Here is a 20,044-nt window from a genome sequence, read left to right as displayed (position 1 = left end):
TTTAATTGCTGCACAGACGCGATTAATCGCGTCTCTGACTCATTTGCCGCCGAGCTTCGTACAGCATTAAAGCGGCTGCGATCGCTACATTTAAAGATTCTACCCCAGGACTCAAAGGAATTCTGACTTGCCGATCTGCGATCGCTGCTAAATCTGCCGACAATCCAGCCCCTTCATTTCCCAGTAAAATTAAACTGGGTTTACGCCAGTCCACATCCCAATAAGTTAAAGTCGCACTGGGTAAGGTTGCCACTACCTGCATCCCTGCTTGTTGACTTTGTTGAACTGTAGCTTTTAAATCTTCGGTTACAGCCGTTGCTAGGCGAAACCATTGCCCTGCTGAAGCTCGGAGAACTTTCGGGCTGTCTAAATCTACACTATCTCCACTTAGCCACAAACCCGATGCTCCAGCCGCCGCCGCCGTGCGAATCATCGTCCCCAAGTTCCCCGGATCTTGCACGGTTTCTAAAGCTAGGACTAAACCAGTTAATGGTAGTTGAGTTTGGCTATTGCTTCGTTTTGCAGTTGCCACTACACCATCTGGTTGGACTGTAGTTGCGATCGCATTTAATACTTCCTCGCTGACAATTTCGGCGCGATCGCTTTTACCACAAGCCTCCTCCCACAGTAACGAGTGGGCTGCTTGCCAATCTGGAGTGCAACACACCGTTTCTAGTGGGTAATTCACCGCACAAGCTTCTTCCAACAGGTGCGTCCCTTCCAATAAAAATAAATGTTGTTTGTGCCGCTCCTTGGTGGAGTGGAGTTTGCGAATTTGCTTAACTAGGGAATTTTGTAAACTGGTCAACACAATTTTAAATTTTGGATTTTGGATTTTAGACTAATCTAAAATCCAAAAATTATATGCGGAACCCGGGACTTGAACCCGGAAGCCTTGCGGCACTAGAACCTGAATCTAGCGCGTCTGCCAATTCCGCCAGTTCCGCTGGTAACTTGATTTTGATTTCGGCAATTTTTTAATCATGGCGTAAGATTTTACATTTGTCAAGTTAAGCCAGAAAAAAACTCAGACTTTTAATGAGTTTTTCTAGGGATTAGGTCAAATCAAAATATTAACAGAACAGTACAGCATTGATTTTTAGAGAACACTTAAGTTATTTTACTGAGTATTTAATTTTGCTTAAACTTACTAACTATTTGTTGTATTTTATTAAATTTTTAAAAAGGTCAAAAAGCTTACTGTTGCTTATTTACAGCCCTAAAGTTTCACTAAAAAAACCATTTTTTCATCCAAGATGTTGCCCGAAAACGTGGACAATTTGAATCTTTACTGTAGAATCAAAACCAACTTCAAACATATAAAATACGTATTACTTTTGGAGGTAGGCTTATTAATCCTTCTACCAGCTTACCAGATGCAAAAATTGCTCCCGATGCAGACTCCTCAGTCTTGCAAGTTTGGGGCGGGCATCCTTTGCGAGGTCATGTGAAAATTAGCGGGGCAAAAAATGCAGCATTGGTAATCATGGCTGGAGCCTTGCTGTGTCCGGGCGATTGTCGTATCCGCAATGTCCCCTTATTGGCGGACGTAGAGCGCATGGGTCAGGTTTTATCAGCTTTGGGTGTAAAATTAACCCGACAAGGTGATATTTTAGACATCAACGCCAGCGAAATTAAAACGTCAAAAGCTCCCTACGAACTAGTTACCCAGCTGAGAGCGAGTTTTTTCGCCATTGGTGCGATTCTGGCCAGATTGGGAGTAGCGCAGATGCCCTTACCAGGCGGTTGTGCTATTGGGGCAAGACCAGTTGACTTGCATGTGCGCGGACTGCAAGCAATGGGCGCTGAGGTACAGATTGAACATGGCATTTGTAACGCCTACGTCCCTGGCAGCAGCCGGAGATTAAAAGGCGCGAAGATTTACTTAGATATCGCCAGCGTTGGAGCGACGGAAAACTTGATGATGGCGGCTACCCTGGCAGAGGGCGAAACCATCATCGAAAATGCTGCCAGAGAGCCGGAAGTAGTTGATTTAGCTAACTTCTGTAACGCGATGGGAGCTAAAATCAAGGGCGCGGGGACTAGCAGGATTATTATCGAAGGAGTCCCCAAATTGCATTCTGTTGACTACAGTATCATTCCCGATCGCATTGAGGCCGGGACATTCTTATTGGCAGCAGCAATTACCCGTTCCGAACTTACCCTCTCACCAGTGGCTCCAGAACATCTTGTGCCAGTTATTGCCAAACTGCGGGATATTGGGGTGACAATAATTGAAGAAAAGCCTGAACACTTACATATTCTGCCAGCAGAAATCCTCAAGGCAACGGATATTGAAACCCAATATCATCCAGGTTTTCCCACAGATATGCAAGCGCCGTTCATGGCTTTGCTGACATTGGCCGAAGGCGACAGCGTGATTAATGAATCCGTCTTTGAAAATCGCTTACGCCATGCCTCAGAGTTGAATCGCTTGGGGGCAGATATTCGTGTCAAAGGAAATGCTGCTTTTGTTCGGGGAGTGCCGAAATTATCTGGCGCACCAGTACTAGGCACAGACTTACGAGCATCAGCCGCGCTAGTCATCGCCGGACTAGCGGCAGAAGGGCAAACCACAATTCAGGGATTACAGCACCTCGATCGCGGCTACGATCGACTTGATGTGAAGTTACAGCAATTGGGAGCTAAAATCCTCCGTGTAGGCGAAACATCTGCTGATACCGAAATCGCTGCCAGCATCACTAGCTTGTCAAGTTGAAAATGACAGGTTGAGACTGACGTGGAAAGGGGATGAGGAGGATGAGGGAGAATAATAATTCACTTGCTTCCTCATCTTCCCCTACTCCCCCAGGGAGCAATGCTCTAACAGTGAGATGGGTAAGCAGGGGAGGCAGGGGAGGCAGGGGAGGCAGGGGAGGCAGGGGAGGCAGGGGAGGCAGGGGAGGCAGGGGAAGAGAAAGAAACAAGTGTAGAAGCAATCTGTAACGGTTGTAAAAAATACTAAAAATGCCTCTTTACTCCCCCTGCTCCCCCTGCTCCCCCTGCTCCCCCTGCTCAAGAACTGCCTATTTCACGAGGATCTCACTTTTTCGCATTACTCCCACTCCCCCATCTCCCTGTCCACTTTCCTGAAATCGTTATACTAACTGTGGATGGCTGTTTATATAACCAGCCAGATTCTATAGTTGTATTTTGTTATAGCTTGCTGCACTATGTCCTTCTTCAAAACCCCGCTGATTGGTTTGAAAGCTGACTCATTTCGTCATCCATTAGACCTGGAAGCTACCAAAACGCTCAAGCAAATACCAGGCATAGATATGTTGGTGCGAAATTGGCTCGGGCCAATGGCAGAGCAGGTTTTCTATGTGGAAAATATTGCCTCCAGCGTACTTGTGGGTGAACAACAACTACCCGATTTATACAAGCTGCTGTTAGACGCTTGTACAATCCTGGATATAGAGCCTCCCCAGTTGTATGTCCGGCAACATCCGGCTCCTAACGCCTATACTTTTGCCGTGCGGGGTAAGCAGCCCTTTGTGGTGATACACACATCCCTAATTGATATCCTCACCCCAGAGGAAATACAAGCAGTAATTGCCCACGAGTTGGGACATCTCAAGTGTGACCACAGCGTTTACTTGACCCCTGTAAATTTATTAATATTAGCTGCGGCGATTGTGCCCAATGTTGGAACCTTCGTTGCTCAAGCGATACAGGCGCAGCTTTTAGAGTGGGTGCGCTGTGCTGAGTTTACCTGCGATCGCGCCGCATTACTAGCAACCCAAGATCCCAAAGTTGTCATGTCAGTATTAATGAAGCTCGCGGGTGGTTCCCCAACCTTAGCACCACAACTGAATCTAGATGCCTTTGTTGCCCAAGCCCGCGCTTATGATGACATTAGCAAGACCGAACTAGGCGAAATGGTCAAAACCGCCCGCACAGCCCAATTAACCCATCCAGTGCCAGTGCTACGGGCGCGAGAAATTGACCGTTGGGCAAGCAGCACAGAATATCAATCTTTAATTCAAATTCATGGATTGAAGTCTACAAGTAATGAAGTTGCACCCAAAGGTGGCTGGCGAAACTGGTAAAAGTCCTGGTGAAATAGCGATTACTAAATTTCTCAGGCAAGCTCTGGACGATTCCATTGTGATGTAAAATACTCGTTCAGCCCAAAAATCAACTAATGACCAGGTTCCCTTACGACCAATTCGCCAAAGACTATCTTAAAGAATTGTTACAGCCATTGGGAGAAGTGGAAACCAGTCGGAAAGTTCCAGCCCAAATTCGAGAGATTGATGTTTATTTCGTACCTCCACCCCAATCCGCAAAAAATACAATAGAATTAGGGCTGTTAGGGAAATTTGCGGCTGAACCTGCATCACTTGAACCATTTAGAAATGCGGCGACAATTGCGGAAATCCGCAGTTGCATGAATAAGTTATTTGATATCTTTGCTGAAGTAAAGCGCCAAGCTAAAAGTGACAAAAATCGGCTTGTAGAATCAGATTTACCACGTTTGTGGATTTTATCACCCACAGGCCTCTTCGGTCAGGCGGCAATCTCACCAGAAAACTTTGAACTTGCGTTTTCTCTTAAGTTATCATCAGATAATCGTTGGGTAGTTCTAGCTTCTTTAATACCCTGGACAGAATTTGAAGAGGAATATTCTGTTAGGTTTATTTGTGCTTCACTACTTAACAAAAAATGATATTTATCGACAACCCATACCAAAAAACTTTATTAACTAGATAATACTCCGGCAATACTTGTGAATTCCATAATTTTCTCAAACTGAAAATCATGAGCTAAATTCTTGATAAAATTTCGTAGTTCTACATTTTCCAAAGGAATTTGCTCAATTAATTGTAAAATTAAGTCATCACTACATTGGGCTGCGGCTGTGTACACTTGATTCACCCATTCAGGAGACATTTCATATAATAGAGGAATTATATCTGCAAGCTTTAAACTAGATTCGGTTATTTGTTGTTTTGCGTTTCCTCTCTGATAGTTATCTTCTTGATAAATATATTTAACTCCTAAATATTCGCTCAATTTTTCTAGTAATTCTTCCTCGCGGAAAGGCTTGTTAATATAATCATCACAACCCGCTATAATCATTGCCTCTCGTTGTTCCTCAAAAGCATTAGCAGTTAAGGCAATGATAATAGTCTTGCAATTTACCATTGAGCTTTCTTCTCTAGTTTTAATAATTTTTGTGGCTTCATAGCCATCCATAACTGGCATTCGCATATCCATTAAAATTAGGTGTGGTTGCCATTTTTGCCAAAGTGCGATCGCTTCGTTGCCATTTACCGCTTCCTGGATTGCAAAGCCGATAGATGTCAGAATTTTCACTAGCACTAAACGGCTATCTGTTGAGTCATCAACCACCAAGATGCGGTATTCGCTTTGAGCGGGCGCTAAACTCAGAACTTGTCGTCTAATTTGCTTGATCTGGATTTCGCTAACTGTAGCTAGACTAAATTGAATATCAAAGATAAATTGACTTCCCTCACCAATAATGCTAGCGACGCTCATATTTCCCCCCATTAGTTCTACATATTTGCGGCTAATTGCTAAACCTAATCCTGTTCCCTGCTGCGATTTCCGACCGGTTTCAGTTTGTCCAAAAGCTTCAAACAACAAGTCAATTTCTTGTGGGGCAATCCCGCAGCCAGTATCTGTAACCTCGAAGATTAAGGATTGGGCATTGGTTATTAATTCTTCCCCTACTCCCCCTGCCTCCCCTGCTCCCCCTTCCTCCCCTGCTCCCCACTCCCCAGTCCCCATCCCCACCCGTAATATCACTCTCCCAGTATCAGTAAATTTGATGGCATTTCCCAAGAGGTTAAGCAATACTTGACGTAGTTTACTTTCGTCGGCTTGAATGTATTGAGGGAGGTAAGATGTATATTCAAAGACTAATTCTAATCCCTTAGAAGTGGCACGGAAGCGCAACATCTCTTCGAGGTTTTCTAAGAGGCGAATTAAGTCAAAACTGTTGAGATTTAATGTTATTCTGCCGGCTTCAATTTTAGACATTTCTAAAATGTCATTGATTAAGTTGAGGAGGTGTTCGCCAGCACGATTGATAATTGCTAGATTTTGCTGATGTTCGGGAGATAAAGCCCGATCGTGGCTCATGACTTGGGTAAAACCGAGGATAGCATTGAGTGGGGTACGCAGTTCGTGGCTCATGTTGGCGAGGAATTCGCTTTTGGCGCGATTGGCAGCATCAGCTGCAATCACAGCCTCTTGCAATGCTTGTGACTGCCTTTGAGTTTGCGCCAGTAATTGCGCCTGTTGTAAAGCGACACCCAACTGATTGCCAATTTGAACTACAATATTAACTTCTCCTGGTTTCCATTGGCGGGAATCGGAATTTTGATAACTTGCTAGTAATCCCCAAATCTGACTACCATATAAAATGGGGACAATAATGTAAGCTTTTGCCTGAAAGCGTTCTAATAGGCTGATGTAACAAGGATGAAACTCAGCGTTGTAAATGTCTGGGACACTGCGAAAACTTGCACCTTGGGTTGCTTGCAGATAAGGATCCTCCAGATGATTATCGGTGCTATCCAAAATTTTTGCTAGACAACGGCCATCTTGTAAAACGCCTTCTGTCAGATTAGGGTCATTGTTGTGTTCTTCTATCAGAGATATCCAACCATCACCCACCGACTCGGAAACAAATTCGCCATTCCATTCGGGATTGAAACGATAGACAACAACCCGATCGCAATTGAGTACTTGTCGTAATTCTTGGGTTGTAGCTGCAAATATAGTCTCTAAATCTAGGGTTTGACGCATCCTTTGAATAACTTGGGCGATCGCTCTTTCCCGTTCTGCACTCTCACACAGCGCTTCTTCTGCCAATTTTCTCTCGGTAATATCTGTAATCGTACCGATGTAGCCTTTAATTTCTCCATCATCTCGAAATTCTGGCAAAGCTTGACAAATTACCCAGACAACTGTAAGATCATCACGCAAAAATCGATGTTCGTACTTATAGATAGTTTTATCGCTTCTGGCTCGATCCCATATTAACAATAGCTGCTCGCAGTCCTCTGGATGTACAGCTTTTGTCCAACCTTTTCCCAGGGACTCTTCTATACTGCATCCAGTAATCTCACTCCAGCGTTGATTAAAATATAAAGCATTGCTATTCGCATCAGTGTGAAATATACAAACTGGTGAGGCTTCTGCTAAAAGTTTATATTGCTGTCTACCTGACTGCAAAGCCAGTTCTGCTAGTTTAGCATCGTTGATGTCTGCCCAATAACCAACACATTCTATCGGTTTACCAACTTCGTCACGGATTAACCTCATCTTTTCGTAAAACCAGTGATAAGTTCCGTCAGCATGTAGCCAGCGATATTCATAAGAACTGTACTCTTGTTCAACCAACTGGGAAAATTTTTCCGAGATCAGTTCAACATCTTCTGGGTGGACGTGATGGAGCCAGAAACTAGGATTTTCGAGAAATTCTCGCGCTTCGTAGCCAACCATTGCCTTGACGTTTTTACTAATAAAGGTAGTGCTAAAATTGCCTAATGTTTTTTTGCTGCTATAAATCACCACAGGGCTAGAAGTAAGGAGATATTGGAGGCGTTCGTTGGCTAAACGCAGTTCTTGTTCGACGTGTTTGCGTTCGCGTAGCGCGGCTTGCAGTTCGCTAATTTCTACTAAAACTGTGCCCACACCAGAGGGGCGATCGTCTCCACCAGCAATGGGAAAATAAGAAACTAAGAAGTGGCGGATAATATCTGGTTGTTTAAGTGAAGCACCACTTAATTCTTGATTGAGAATCGGTTGACCAGTTAACAGAACCTGTTGATAAGTTGGTTCCACGAGATGGGCCATCTGGGGTAAGACTTCATGAATAGTCTTACCAATATGATCCTCCTGGGGTAGTCCATTAATCTCTGCCAGTAGGTGGTTGATTTGCACAAACCGCAGTTGGTTATCTACAATATTCATGCCGACGGGAGCGCTGCTAAAAAAGGCATTGAGGTGGGCTTCTCTGAGTGCTAGTTCTTGTTCTAGGGTTTTGCGCTCAATTAACCCACCTAATTGAGCAGCAACAGCATTGACTAGCAAGAGCAAACGTTTGTCTACCAATACTGAGCTACGTTTAAAAAACACTAAAACAGCTAATACTTGGTTTCCAGCCAGGATGGGAACACCAAAACCAGCTTTTAATCCTACCTTTGCTGCTTGTTGCGATCGCAAAAAAATTGGTTCTGTAACTTCCGAAACATCTTCTATCCATTCTGGTTCTTGATTCTGCCAAACTCTTCCTGGTAGTCCCACCCCTAGAGGAAATTTTACGGTTTGGCTTTGGCGACAAAATTCTTCTAAACTGCTTTCTTCTCCGTACCAGCCCAACCTATGTTCTAAAAAAGTGCCATCTTCATTAGGTATCCATGCTTCACCAAAATCCCAGCCAATGGTGTGACAAATTAAGCGCAATACTAGGGCTAACGCGCTGTTGACATCACTAGCGCGAGTAATCGCTTGGGTTGTTAATAGTAGCAAACGGCTTTCATTTTCTGCTTGCTTGCGTTCGGTAATATCTTTCGCTGTGCCCAGTACGTGCCATTGCCCATCAATCTCGATCATCTCCGCACTCAATAATGTTGTCCTGATTTCTCCTGAACAAGTGCAGACATCAACCTCATAGTTGCGGATGGCTTTGCTTTTTTGCAACATCTGGGCGAGGAAATTATATTCTTGTGGATTCGCCCAAATATTCAATTCTTCATCGGTGCGATCGATCACCTGAGAACGAGAATAACCAAAAAACCGACAAAAGCTGTCGTTGACTTCAACACAGCGTTTGTTGGGAACAGTAATTAAGGCAATTGGATCGGGAGATGACCGAAAAGCTGATGCTAACTTTTCTTCAGAAGCCCGTCGCGCTGCTTCTGCCCGTTGGCGTTCTATTGCTTCCAATACCAAAGAGGTTAAGTTGCCCAGAGAGCGAGCGAAGTTTTGGTCTTCTAACGTCCAATTATGAGTAACTCCTACTGCCTCCATACATAAGACTCCTACGGTCTTGCCCTCTAGCCTAATGGGTGTATCGAGTACGGAGATAACATTTGATTTTGAGTAACATACAGAAAATTCTCTAGTTCTGGGATCGTTGTAGACATCATCTGTAGCGATTGGTTGGTCTTGTTGCAAAGCTGCAAAATAAGCTGGATAGTCTGCCGCTGATAAAGAAATTCCTTCGCTATGTTGATTGCAACTGCCCTCAAATAAGTCAAAACACTGGATCTTCATGCCTGTTTCGTCATATAACCAGACACTAGCTCGTTCTATTCCAATATTTTTTACAGCTGTTTCTGTAATTTTACCCAAAGCTACTTTCAAGTCACCCTGATAAAGGGTCTGATTTTGTGCGAGTTGGGTTAGCACTAGGTTATGATTGCGGAGCTTAATCGCGCTTTCTTGGAGTAATTTTTCTACGCCTCGACGCTGTGTAATATTACTTGCAGTGCCTGTCATGCCTATCACTAAACCTTCTTCGTTGCGTAATGCGATCGCATTAAACATTAAATAAAGTAAAGTGTCATCTTTTGCTACACAGGTAGTCTCATGCTGAAAAATCGAATTTCCCTGTAAAACATGCTCAAATACTACTTTATCTTTAACAACTTTTTTAGGCGAAATAAAATCAGTCAAGCTACGTCCAATCATTTCCTGCGGTTCGTAGCCATAAATCTGCTTAACTGCCGGGTTGACAAAGGTAATTAGTCCATCAATATCCACCGACCAGATCATATCCTGGGATGTCTCCACTAGGTGGCGATACTGACTTTCACTCTTCTTGAGGGCAGCTTCGACTAAAAGGCGATCGCCATTGGCATTAGCGTAGTCATCACTTGGATAAACTTCTCTACAAAAGGTTTTGCCAAGGGCCACAGGAATTTTTTGGAAAATCTCTTCTATTTCTTTGTTGCGAATATTTAACTCAGCCGCAACCTTTTGACGCTCTTTAATCTCCTCTTGTAGTTGGGAATTTTGTTCTTTTAACTGTTTTTTCAGCTTTTGGAGATTGAGTTGATTTTGTACGCGGAATAAAACTTCTTTAGTTTGGAATGGTTGAGTAATATAGTCAACATCGCTGAAATTAAAAACGGTTGCTTCTTCAGATAATGCATCTAAAACACCGTAAAAAATTATCGGAATATCTTGAGTTTTTTGGTTAGATTTCAAAGCTTGGCAAACTCTATAACCACTCATCTCTGAAATGAGAATGTTTAGTAAAATCAAATCAGGGGGATAAGCCAGCGCTGTATTAATTGCCAATTGTCCAGAGAGGACACTTTGTACCTGATAATCTTGTTTTTGCAGGATATCTGATAAGAAATGTAAATTTTCTAGCTCATCATCAACTAATAAAATTCTGATTTTTTGAGTATCCATATCGGTTACTAAATTAATTTTCAATCAGGAATAAATTGTTGAATCAAACTGAATATGAAATCAGATCGGAAAGCAAGACTCTATTAAAAGATTGGGTGTTGTTGAATCGAGGTATAAATCTGGATGTAGAGACGTTGCAACGCAACGTCTCTACAAGAATTTTGGAATTAGGCATCATTGTTTTCATACCGCCATCAGCAACGCCAAAGATTGTAAGTAAAAGTATCATCGCTTACTACCATACTTCAGCACAAGGTATAGGGGTGTAAAGTTAAGCCAAAACCCTCTTGCAATTAGGGATTGAACTCTGTGCGAGCAACAATTACACTGTATTACAAAGGTAACTTTTATACAATCGCTATTTGAACGTAATTATACTATGGCTTCAGTGCGTTTCTGCATCAGGATTCTAAAAAAACTGAATCAGAGCTTCGTAGGTGATACCAAACAAAACCACACGACTAAAGTCAGTGTAATCGAAACAGAATTCAGGAGTCAAAATTCAGTTGGGTAAGTAGTTAAACAAAATTAATTACACAATGTCATTGCGAATGAAGCGTAAAGCCTTCGGCATAGCTTCGCTTAACGCGGTAGCGTCTCGTAGAGATAGCGTTCGGACACGTTTCGCGAACGCGGGGGCTGGGATTGCTTCGCTTCTCCTGTCGGAGACGCTGCGCGAACGCTCGCAATGACTGTAATTAATTCTGCATGGTTACTTATTCTGACTAAAAAGCGGGTAGCGCAGCGTGTGGTATGGCTTCTCTACAAGATGCTACGCGCAGCGTCTTAGCGGTAGCCGGGCGTTTATTTAGCCCATTCTGTGCTGTAGGACTAGCCCTTTCAAGGTGGGTAAAAATTTTGCTTAAAAAATCCCTTTATTACTTTTTATCTCTGTGTTCTCTGTGCCTCTGCGGTTAATTGAAGAAGGCATCTATGCTGAGGGCAGAGGGCAGAAGGAACTTTTTCGTTGGGGATTCAGACCCCAACCAATTGTAAGCACCGTATAGACGGTGGGGTTTTATACCCAAGTTCCCTTCGGTCACAGGCAGAGGGAGGAGGCAGTATTCCCTTCTGCCTTCTGCCTCCTGCCCTCTGCCTTTCTTGATAAATTACTTTTGAACCGCAGAGGCAATAAAGTTGCCAGTGCGCCCTTGCGGTTAAGAGACTTGTAGCAAATGGAACAAACTAAGAAAGCGGAGGATGTTTTATCAAACCTCCGTTTCCTATACTTCTACTGTCCCTCAAAAATGAATAGGCAAAATAAATTTTGGAAAAAGTTTAGGTAATATTTTGTAGCCTACTCATAAGTTCAGGTATTTACCGAATGCCAGTAAATTCAGAGGGGTGCTATTCCTCTTATACATCAACCCAGATACTACCTTCTTCCACACGAATAGGAAAAACTGGTAATGTCTTTGGTTGTGAAACTAAGGAGAGTACCTTACCTACACCAGGTGGCCAAGAACACCAGTCTTGTACCTCACCAGTCCGCAGGTCAAAAGCACTGTGATGGAAAGAACAGACAATTGCCCCATCTTTTATTTTGCCACTTTTCAGAGGTAATTTTAAGTGAGGACAGGTGTTATCTACAGCATAAAGCTGATTTTCGTGATTCAAAAGTAGAATTTTGCGATCGCCAACTTTCACCACTTCTCGCCCACCAGGGGAAAGCGCTTCGACTGCAAGAACTTTAGTCCAGCTCATTAGGTTCTCCTTTCCTAATTGATCTGCTTCCAGTTTCCCGCAATTGTGACCAGTGCGATCGCCTTTCAAGATTAGGGACAAGTTATAAGTCGCCAACTTTTCCCGAAAAAGCGATGTCTAAGACAAGTATTGCTGACACTAACAAGATAAATAAACTATAAAATATTACAGTAAATCCTGTTTTGATACTGAAAAAAATTATTTCTGGGTAAACTAAATAAAGCACCTTCTATCCCATTATGACAAGGCTTGTAGCTGATAACAGACAATTTGGAGGGATATAAAAAATGATTAAGACAAGTTACGAATTTGACCAGTCTATTTTACCCGCAGGATCTTCACTCAAGACTAATATTCTGCTACGTTTTCGTGCTGAGATAGCTGAATCTCCGCGACGGAATCTTAACCTTTCTCTGGTAATTGACCGTTCCGGCTCTATGGCAGGCGCTCCCTTACATCATGCACTCAAGGCTGCTGAATCTGTGGTAGATCAACTTGAGCCTGATGACATTCTCTCAGTAGTTGTTTACGACGATGAAGTGGACAGCGTTGTGCCACCCCAAGCTGTTACTAACAAAGCCACGCTGAAAGATTCTATCCGCAAAGTGAGAGCAGGTGGCATTACAAACTTATCGGGCGGATGGCTTAAAGGCTGTGAACACGTCAAGACGCGACTCGATCCCCAAAAAATAAATCGAGTTCTCCTACTGACCGATGGTCACGCCAATATGGGCATTCAAGACCCCAAAGTACTAACGGCGACATCAGCGCAAAAGGCTGAGGAAGGCATCACCACAACTACATTAGGTTTTGCTCAGGGTTTTAATGAAGACCTGCTGATTGGCATGGCAAGGGCTGCCACAGGAAACTTCTACTTCATTCAAAGCATCGATGAAGCAACTGAAGTCTTTAGTATTGAGCTAGATAGTCTCAGAGCAGTAGTAGGACAAAACCTCATGGTGACACTTGAGTTGGCTGAAGGTGTCACCCTTGTTGATACCTTAAGTCTGGCTAAAGTTAGTCATAATCATGGGGGTCAAGCTGTCATCACCTTGGGAGAGCTTTACGAGGGCGAAGACAAACTTCTCGGCTTAAGTTTGGTAATCTCAAGCGCTCAAATTGGTGAGTTACCTGTGATGAAACTGCATTACAGCGCCGATGTTGTGCAAAATGACCTCATTCAAAACGTGTCAGGCACAGCAGATATCATCGCCAAAGTTGGCACGGTTGAAGAAGCAGCTTTTGCCTCTACAAGCCATATCACTCTTGAATTGAGCCGCCTCACCATCGCTAAGGCTAAAGAGACTGCCCTCGATTTAGCTGAACATGGCAGACACCAGGAAGCAGAAGAAATTCTCCGTACGCTGGTGAAAGATTTACGGGATAAAGGGTTAAACGAGAATTTTGAAATTGCTGAAGAGATCGATCAGCTTGAGTATTTCGCGGGTCGAATCGCTCAAAAAGCTCTGGGTAATGCCGGACGCAAAGAATTGCGAGATCAGTCTTATCAGACGATGAACCGCAATCGCAACGATCTGGTAGGGCGCGGTGTTACTGCTGGTGATGAAGTGTACGCAATACCGGTTGTCCATGAAGTCGGTTCAGGTGTTGAATTGTATTGCGTTCGGGAAGGGGGTAAACTACGGGTCAAAGTCATATCCGCAGGTTACGATGCAACTAAGAATGTCCAGTTTCCCCGAAGTATTCGGGCTGAGGGAGCAAGGTATATTGTTGAAGGACTGGAACTCTCCGGTGATGCTACTTTCTACCGTGTCCGTGGTAATATCACTCGTTTTGCTCAACCCGGTGAAACAGATATCTTCGTTGCCTCTAGACCATCAAATGTAGCGTACACAGGCAAAGCTTCTAAAGGCCCTGCCAGTGCCGCCGATCTTCCCACAACTGATGCTGTAAAGGACGGTATTCTTGTTCAGTGTGTCAAAGATGGCAGCAAGCTACGCGCTAGAGTAGTTTCCGACGGCTATGAACCAGATTGGAATATGCGTTTTCCGCGATCGGTTCGTGAGGAAGGAACGCTTTATGTCGTTGATGAAGTTAAAACAGCACCTGATGGAAAGTCTTATATTGCGTGTGGTGAAATTAAGCGATTTGTCCAACCCACTACTACCAATTAATTCATAAAATCTCTGCGTTCTCTGTGCCTCTGCGGTTCAATAAATCGCTTTTAAACCGCAGAGGCGTAGAGTACACAGAGAGAAAAGAGGAATTATTGCCCACTTTGAAGGGGTTAACTACGCCTCGATCGCAGGGTGATAATCATCTGGGTTATTAAAGCCCGCAATCCAAGCTGCTGCTTGATGGCAACTTTGCATATCAGGGGGAACTCGCAGGATATGAATATGTCCTGTAGATGGACAGGTGACTTTCAAGACCATAAGCGGCTCGTCATCCTCAAAAGGAATGTAGACTAGTTGACGTTCTCCACCGGCATCACGATCGCGATCGCGGATCAATCCTCCCACTTGCTGCAAAAATGTCTCGTATCCCAGACGCTCAATCAGTACGCGGCGCAACTCAACGTTCTCTACATTGAGGATATCTTGCCCTGTTAGAGACTGGGATTCAAAGGCAATTTTATCTGTCACTTGCACACCTTGCCAGCGCCAGATAAAACCATGTCCCGCAGATACACTGATAATCCCACTTCCGGCTAACTCGATCCAAAAGGTAACGTGGAGTCCTTTGGGAAGGGTTGTGAGGTTTACACAGTTGCTGATATCAAGACTTTCACAGGTAAGATTTTCAGGTAGATTGTAAAGAGCCAACGCACCGCTTAAATCCAGATGACCTAAAACGCGCATCCCATCCCAAGCGCGATGTTCAAGGATGAGTTTTCGAGCATATTCGGCTGATACAGGCTCGTGACTTTGGTTTGGGCGCTGCAAAACTTGTTTATTCGGCACACGTCCATTAGACATAATTCTGAGCATTAGTCTATCACCTCCACATAGGTATCAGGGCGATATTCGCGTTGTTTCCAAACGCGGTAAAGCCCTTGGGGTAATTCAATTGCCCGATGTTCTTCATGAACTAAAGTAGCACTTGGTTCTTTAACCTCAAGAAAAAGGTCGCTACCATGTACCCACAATTGAACAGCATCAGATTGCTGAATGCGATGGCTATGTCCTGTAATTTCACCATGAGCGAGAGTAGCACCTATACGCTTCTGAGCGCCCACAGGTAAGCTAGCAATATGTCTGATTAGAACGTCGCCATGTCTGTAGAGAATACTAGCTTGGGAGTTATTGCTGTTGTTAAACATCTTTTTTATCGGTTCATCAAATAATTACAAATTATTCATGCTCTAGTCTCAAGCCTCTTTCCATAAGCATCTGAGGTTCAATATTCTCAACTTTAGGTATTGCTTCTAATTGAGAAATCTTGGCGATCGCATCAACAATATTACCTGATTGGGCACGCAACCAAGCGGCGTGAGGCGCATAGTCAAGGCTTTCTACTACTTCGTAACCCGCTCGATTAATTGCCTCATGCTGGGATTTTACATCAACGCCTTCAGCAAAGCGGATGAAAACTAGTCCAGTTGGTACCGCTAGGGAACCATTGGGTTCTATTGTGTAAACTGGACTCAGTTTGCCTTGCTCTGATTGATTGGGTTCGCCTGGAAAAACTGCGTAGGTGTAGCCCGTTGTAGACATGGCACCACCGTTAAGTTGTAAAATTGCTCCTGGTGCCACCGTCTTAGTTTGATTATTATAATGTATTGCATAGTACCCAGACTTACGAGTGTAAGATACAGCAGCACTATCGCTGCCAACCCGAATTTGTTCAGGGTATTCAGAAAAATAGTCGTTTTGAAATTTCACTTCAGCAACCAGGGGTAAAGAGTACACCTGTAGAAAATACTCAGCTGGAAAATAAAACATCTTTCTCAAGTTCTAATAATGTTATAGCGTTTTCAGTGGTATGGAATACAAATCTTTCATCGGGATGCAAGCTATACGCCCCTAGTGATAGTGAAGATTCGTAAAACAGCCTGACTTTGGATTCCTCTTTTCTGGAAAGACGAATCGAAGGCTTGTATGAACTTTAGAGAGATTAAATTTTGTTTTAGCTGGATCTTTTTAATGTCGTAATACACATATAACACATGAAATAAAAACCATCCATAAACTAAACGTAAACGCACGCTGCATATAGCAAGCTTTAAAAGTAGTGCATAATACGATTTCCCAACGCCCAATTTTCAAGACAAGGAGATTAAATTATGGTTCAGGTTCGCTATGGTGGACAGAACGGTAAACAATATGAACTTGCTATCAGTGACGAACACCTTGTAGTCCGCACCGAAAGCCGCAGTACTCTTGTTGGTGCAAGACCCTTTGAAGTTGCAACTGTTTCATCCACATCTCGTAGCATCCTCAATCAATTTGAGTTAACAACGCGGTTTCGGCAAGCGGGTGTAGAAATTTTGCGTGCGAAAGTTCCGAATCAAGGTGTCGCTTTGCGCGATCGCGCCCGTGAAATTCTCAACCAAGAGTCTGAAGTCCAATTTGCCGGACGTGTCCTGATTGATCCAGCATCTAGCCAACCGATAATTTACACCGAAAACCTCTTTGTTAAATTCGATAACGAAGAAGAATCAAGGGTTTGCCAAGAGGTATTAAGACGTTACAACTTAACAATTAAACGCCAACTTGAATATTCACGAAATGCTTACTTTGTCAATGCACCTTCAAATACTGGTATAGCCGTCTTTGACATCGCCGAAAGACTTCTGAATGAGGAATCAGTTGAACTGTGCCATCCTGAACTAGTGCGAGAATCACGCCAACGTCAGGTTTTCCCGCAGCAGTGGCACTTAAAGCAAACAACAATTAATGGTAAGGTAATTAATGCCCATGCCAACGTTGAGGCAGCTTGGAAATTGAGCGATGGCACTGGAGCAATTATTGCAATTATCGACGACGGTGTGGATCTCGATCATGAAGAATTTCGTTCTTCTGGAAAGATTGTTGCCCCGCGTGATGTCACACGAAAAACGAATAATCCCAGACCTGGAAACGACAATAACCACGGAACAGCTTGTGCTGGAGTAGCTTGTGGAAACGGCAACTTTGGTGCATCTGGTGTAGCACCGGGGGCAAAACTGATGCCGATTCGTTTAGCTTCGTCATTGGGGTCACAAGATGAAGCTGATGCTTTTATTTGGGCGGCTCAAAATGGTGCTGATGTTATTTCTTGTAGTTGGGGGCCAGCAGATGGTGTTTGGTTTGAACCAAACGATCCTCTACACAAGCAAAAAGTACCTCTGCCTGATTCCACGCGGCTTGCTATGGACTTTGCAATTAATAAAGGACGCAACGGCAAGGGATGTGTAATTTTATTCGCAGCTGGCAATGGTAACGAAAGTGTGGATAACGACGGCTACGCCAGCTACCAAAAGGTAATTGCGGTGGCAGCTTGTAACGACTTTGGCACGAGAAGCGCTTACAGCGACTTTGGTCAAGCGGTGTGGTGTGCATTTCCCAGCAATAATGGTGATAGTTCTCAAACTCCTGGAATTTGGACAACTGATCGCACTGGTGTCGTTGGCTATAATTCGGTTAATCTGAGTCAGGGTGATGCCGGAGGTAACTACACGAACGAATTCGGCGGCACTTCTAGTTCCTGTCCAGGTGCGGCTGGTGTAGCAGCCTTGATTATTGCTAGAAACTCAAATCTGCGTTGGGATGAAGTGCGAGATATCATTAAACGCTCCTGCGATCGCATAGATCAAGCTGGAGGTAAATATGATGCCAATGGTCGTAGCCCTTTCTACGGTTATGGTCGAATCAATGCTCTCAAAGCTGTAGAATTGGCCAAGCCGACGCAAACATCGCCTATTAGCATATTCAAGGCAGTGCAAGATATCCCAATTAACGACCTGCAAACATCAACATTGTCGTTGGCGATCGCTAATACCACCCTCCTAAAATCCATCAAAGTTAATGTAGACATCGAGCATACTTATATTGGCGATCTTGTAGTTACTCTTCTTCCCCCAGTGCAAATAGGTATACTTCCCATCATTGTGCACGATCGCCAAGGCGGAGCTACAGATAATATCAAAACAACCTATGACGAGGTAAATACCCCAAAACTTGCTGCCTTTAAAGGTAAAAGTCCCCAAGGAACCTGGACTCTGGAAGTTGCAGATAAGGCTAACGCAGATACGGGAAAGATTCGCAGCTTGACTATTGAAATTGGGTTTTAAGACAATACCCTTGGGTTAAAGATAATTGTAGGCTGGGTAGAGCGACAGCAAAACCCAACCTTATATTTTGAGAGAAGCAAAACTTGAAATCTTACATAAGAGTACTCCAAGTAAAAAAATGTCCAATTGTCGTTGCGAGCGAAGCGAAGCAATCCCAAGGGCTGCGATTGCTTCGCTTCGCTCGCAACGACGGGTTTTGGATCATTTATTTTTTGGAACACTCTAACTTGAACTTCAATCTCTGTTCCACAATTGCTCCTCGCATCCTTTTCTTGTAGAGACGTAGCAGTGCTACGTCTCTACATTGTTTGCATCCCCGCGTCAATTAACTTTGACTCACAGGCTCTTTCGCCAAGAATTTCTCTAATTCTGTCAGCGCATCAGCATCAACCTTAGTTTGCATTGGACAGAACTTAGGCCCACACATTGAACAAAACTCAGCAGTTTTATAGATATCTGCTGGTAAAGTTTCATCGTGATATTCCTTAGCTCTTTCTGGGTCGAGTGATAATTCAAACTGACGGTTCCAATCGAAGTTGTAACGCGCCTTGGAAAGTTCATCATCTCTATCCCTTGCACCAGGGCGATGTCTAGCAATATCAGCCGCATGAGCCGCTATTTTATAGGCAATCAAACCATTCCGCACATCTTCAGCATTTGGTAAACCCAAATGTTCTTTTGGTGTTACATAGCACAGCATTGCAGTCCCGTACCATCCAGCCATTGCTGCTCCAATGGCTGAAGTGATATGGTCATAGCCAGGAGCAATGTCTGTCACCAATGGCCCCAAAACATAGAAAGGTGCTTCAGAACACTCTTCCATTTGCTTACGGACGTTGAACTCAATTTGATCCATTGGCACGTGTCCCGGCCCTTCTACCATCACTTGAACATCATCTTCCCAAGCTTTGCGAGTTAGCTGTCCCAAGGTTTTCAATTCAGCTAATTGTGCTTCATCGGAGGCATCATGAGTACAACCGGGACGTAGGGAATCTCCTAAACTGAAGGAGACATCATACTTTTTGAAAATTTCAATAATGTCTTGGAAGTGGGTATAAAGTGGGTTTTGTTTGTGGTGATGCAGCATCCACCGCGCCAAAATACCACCGCCGCGAGAGACAATACCGGTGATGCGGTTTCTCACTAAAGGTAAATGCTCAATCAAAATCCCAGCGTGGATAGTTTGATAATCTACCCCTTGTTGGGCGTGCTTTTCGATGATATGGAGAAAATCATCAGCAGTCAGGTTCTCGATTGTACCGTGGACACTTTCTAAAGCTTGGTAAACCGGTACCGTACCAATAGGAATAGGTGAAGCCTTGATGATTGCGGTACGAATTTCATCCAAATTACCGCCACCTGTGGACAAATCCATCAGGGTATCAGCACCATACTTCACCGCCAGATTCAGCTTATCAACTTCTTCTTGAAGATTAGAAGAGTTGGGAGAAGCACCAATATTAGCATTTACCTTACATTTGGAGGCGATGCCAATAGCCATCGGCTCTAGGTTAGTGTGATTAATATTAGCGGGGATAATCATTCGTCCCCGCGCCACTTCCGCACGAATCAGATCGGCAGGGAGATTTTCTCGCTGGGCGACGTAGTGCATTTCTTCGGTGATTACACCTTGGCGAGCATAGTGCATTTGAGATACATTACCCTGCCCACGTCGTTTAGCAACCCATTCTGTCCGCATACTAT

13 protein-coding genes and 1 tRNA gene are annotated in these 20,044 nt (G+C 43.9%); 6 read left to right on the top strand and 8 right to left on the bottom strand.

Annotated features, from left to right (window positions below; translation table 11 throughout):
- Window positions 1–22: 22 nt before the first annotated feature.
- Together GTQ43_RS02810 and GTQ43_RS02805 are read right to left on the bottom strand one after the other, a co-directional pair.
- Window positions 23–811 carry a TrmH family RNA methyltransferase gene (locus GTQ43_RS02810; RefSeq protein ID WP_265270503.1) on the bottom strand — a complete coding sequence of 263 codons (789 nt, stop codon included), beginning with the start codon at window positions 809–811 and terminating at the stop codon, window positions 23–25.
- 54 nt (window positions 812–865) lie between these two features.
- Window positions 866–947: transfer RNA gene (locus GTQ43_RS02805), tRNA-Leu, on the bottom strand.
- A gap of 404 nt (window positions 948–1,351) precedes the next feature.
- Here GTQ43_RS02805 and murA point away from each other — a divergent pair.
- The 3 genes from murA (at window position 1,352) to GTQ43_RS02790 (ending at window position 4,672) form a co-directional block, all read left to right on the top strand.
- The gene (gene murA / locus GTQ43_RS02800; protein ID WP_265273649.1) at window positions 1,352–2,719 is read left to right on the top strand and encodes a UDP-N-acetylglucosamine 1-carboxyvinyltransferase; all 1,368 of its coding nucleotides are present in this window, start codon (window positions 1,352–1,354) and stop codon (window positions 2,717–2,719) included.
- A 454-nt stretch (window positions 2,720–3,173) separates the two neighbouring features.
- Entirely contained in the window at window positions 3,174–4,052 is an 879-nt protein-coding gene (locus GTQ43_RS02795) for a M48 family metallopeptidase (protein WP_265270501.1), read from the top strand.
- Window positions 4,053–4,147: 95 nt separating this feature from the next.
- Complete coding sequence (locus tag GTQ43_RS02790) at window positions 4,148–4,672, top strand: hypothetical protein (RefSeq protein ID WP_265273790.1); 525 nt, start codon at window positions 4,148–4,150, stop codon at window positions 4,670–4,672.
- A gap of 32 nt (window positions 4,673–4,704) precedes the next feature.
- On the opposite strand, the gene GTQ43_RS02785 is transcribed toward GTQ43_RS02790, so the two are convergent.
- Complete coding sequence (locus tag GTQ43_RS02785; RefSeq protein ID WP_265270499.1) at window positions 4,705–10,401, bottom strand: PAS domain S-box protein; 5,697 nt, start codon at window positions 10,399–10,401, stop codon at window positions 4,705–4,707.
- 35 nt (window positions 10,402–10,436) lie between these two features.
- Here GTQ43_RS02785 and GTQ43_RS02780 point away from each other — a divergent pair, with 35 nt between their 5' ends.
- A complete protein-coding gene (locus tag GTQ43_RS02780) occupies window positions 10,437–10,670 on the top strand; it encodes a hypothetical protein (protein ID WP_265270497.1) in 234 nt (77 codons plus the stop codon).
- Between the two features lie 1,087 nt (window positions 10,671–11,757).
- Here the strand turns inward: GTQ43_RS02780 and GTQ43_RS02775 are convergent.
- Entirely contained in the window at window positions 11,758–12,105 is a 348-nt protein-coding gene (locus GTQ43_RS02775; RefSeq protein WP_265270495.1) for a Rieske (2Fe-2S) protein, read from the bottom strand.
- A 287-nt stretch (window positions 12,106–12,392) separates the two neighbouring features.
- On the opposite strand from GTQ43_RS02775, the gene GTQ43_RS02770 reads away from it, so the two are divergent.
- The gene (locus GTQ43_RS02770; RefSeq protein WP_265270493.1) at window positions 12,393–14,240 is read left to right on the top strand and encodes a vWA domain-containing protein; all 1,848 of its coding nucleotides are present in this window, start codon (window positions 12,393–12,395) and stop codon (window positions 14,238–14,240) included.
- A gap of 117 nt (window positions 14,241–14,357) precedes the next feature.
- On the opposite strand, the gene GTQ43_RS02765 is transcribed toward GTQ43_RS02770, so the two are convergent.
- From GTQ43_RS02765 to GTQ43_RS02755, 3 genes are read right to left on the bottom strand one after another with little or no spacing between them, the layout of a single operon-like run.
- A complete protein-coding gene (locus GTQ43_RS02765; protein ID WP_265270491.1) occupies window positions 14,358–15,044 on the bottom strand; it encodes a DUF6745 domain-containing protein in 687 nt (228 codons plus the stop codon).
- A gap of 11 nt (window positions 15,045–15,055) precedes the next feature.
- Window positions 15,056–15,388 carry a hypothetical protein gene (locus GTQ43_RS02760; protein ID WP_265270489.1) on the bottom strand — a complete coding sequence of 111 codons (333 nt, stop codon included), beginning with the start codon at window positions 15,386–15,388 and terminating at the stop codon, window positions 15,056–15,058.
- 31 nt (window positions 15,389–15,419) lie between these two features.
- Window positions 15,420–16,010 (bottom strand): hypothetical protein, encoded by a 591-nt coding sequence (locus GTQ43_RS02755; RefSeq protein WP_265270487.1) that lies wholly within the window; start codon window positions 16,008–16,010, stop codon window positions 15,420–15,422.
- A 341-nt stretch (window positions 16,011–16,351) separates the two neighbouring features.
- Between GTQ43_RS02755 and GTQ43_RS02750 the strand changes: the two genes are divergently transcribed.
- Window positions 16,352–18,340 (top strand): S8 family serine peptidase, encoded by a 1,989-nt coding sequence (locus tag GTQ43_RS02750; RefSeq protein WP_265270486.1) that lies wholly within the window; start codon window positions 16,352–16,354, stop codon window positions 18,338–18,340.
- A gap of 325 nt (window positions 18,341–18,665) precedes the next feature.
- Here the strand turns inward: GTQ43_RS02750 and thiC are convergent, their stop codons facing one another.
- Complete coding sequence (thiC, locus tag GTQ43_RS02745) at window positions 18,666–20,039, bottom strand: phosphomethylpyrimidine synthase (RefSeq protein ID WP_265270484.1); 1,374 nt, start codon at window positions 20,037–20,039, stop codon at window positions 18,666–18,668.
- Window positions 20,040–20,044 lie beyond the last annotated feature (5 nt).

Source organism: Nostoc sp. KVJ3, from assembly GCF_026127265.1.
In the GTDB taxonomy this organism is placed as follows: domain Bacteria; phylum Cyanobacteriota; class Cyanobacteriia; order Cyanobacteriales; family Nostocaceae; genus Nostoc.
This window is presented reverse-complemented; position numbering and strand designations above follow the sequence as displayed.

Excerpts from the sequence above, each read along its gene's own strand:
- GTQ43_RS02795 (WP_265270501.1), top strand. The coding sequence starts at position 3,174 with ATGTCCTTCTTCAAAACCCCGCTGATTGGTTTGAAAGCTGACTCATTT.
- GTQ43_RS02790 (WP_265273790.1), top strand. The coding sequence starts at position 4,148 with ATGACCAGGTTCCCTTACGACCAATTCGCCAAAGACTATCTTAAAGAA.
- GTQ43_RS02785 (WP_265270499.1), bottom strand. The coding sequence starts at position 10,401 with ATGGATACTCAAAAAATCAGAATTTTATTAGTTGATGATGAGCTAGAA.
- GTQ43_RS02775 (WP_265270495.1), bottom strand. The coding sequence starts at position 12,105 with ATGAGCTGGACTAAAGTTCTTGCAGTCGAAGCGCTTTCCCCTGGTGGG.
- GTQ43_RS02770 (WP_265270493.1), top strand. The coding sequence starts at position 12,393 with ATGATTAAGACAAGTTACGAATTTGACCAGTCTATTTTACCCGCAGGA.
- GTQ43_RS02765 (WP_265270491.1), bottom strand. The coding sequence starts at position 15,044 with ATGTCTAATGGACGTGTGCCGAATAAACAAGTTTTGCAGCGCCCAAAC.
- GTQ43_RS02760 (WP_265270489.1), bottom strand. The coding sequence starts at position 15,388 with ATGTTTAACAACAGCAATAACTCCCAAGCTAGTATTCTCTACAGACAT.
- GTQ43_RS02755 (WP_265270487.1), bottom strand. The coding sequence starts at position 16,010 with ATGTTTTATTTTCCAGCTGAGTATTTTCTACAGGTGTACTCTTTACCC.
- GTQ43_RS02750 (WP_265270486.1), top strand. The coding sequence starts at position 16,352 with ATGGTTCAGGTTCGCTATGGTGGACAGAACGGTAAACAATATGAACTT.
- thiC (WP_265270484.1), bottom strand. The coding sequence starts at position 20,039 with ATGCGGACAGAATGGGTTGCTAAACGACGTGGGCAGGGTAATGTATCT.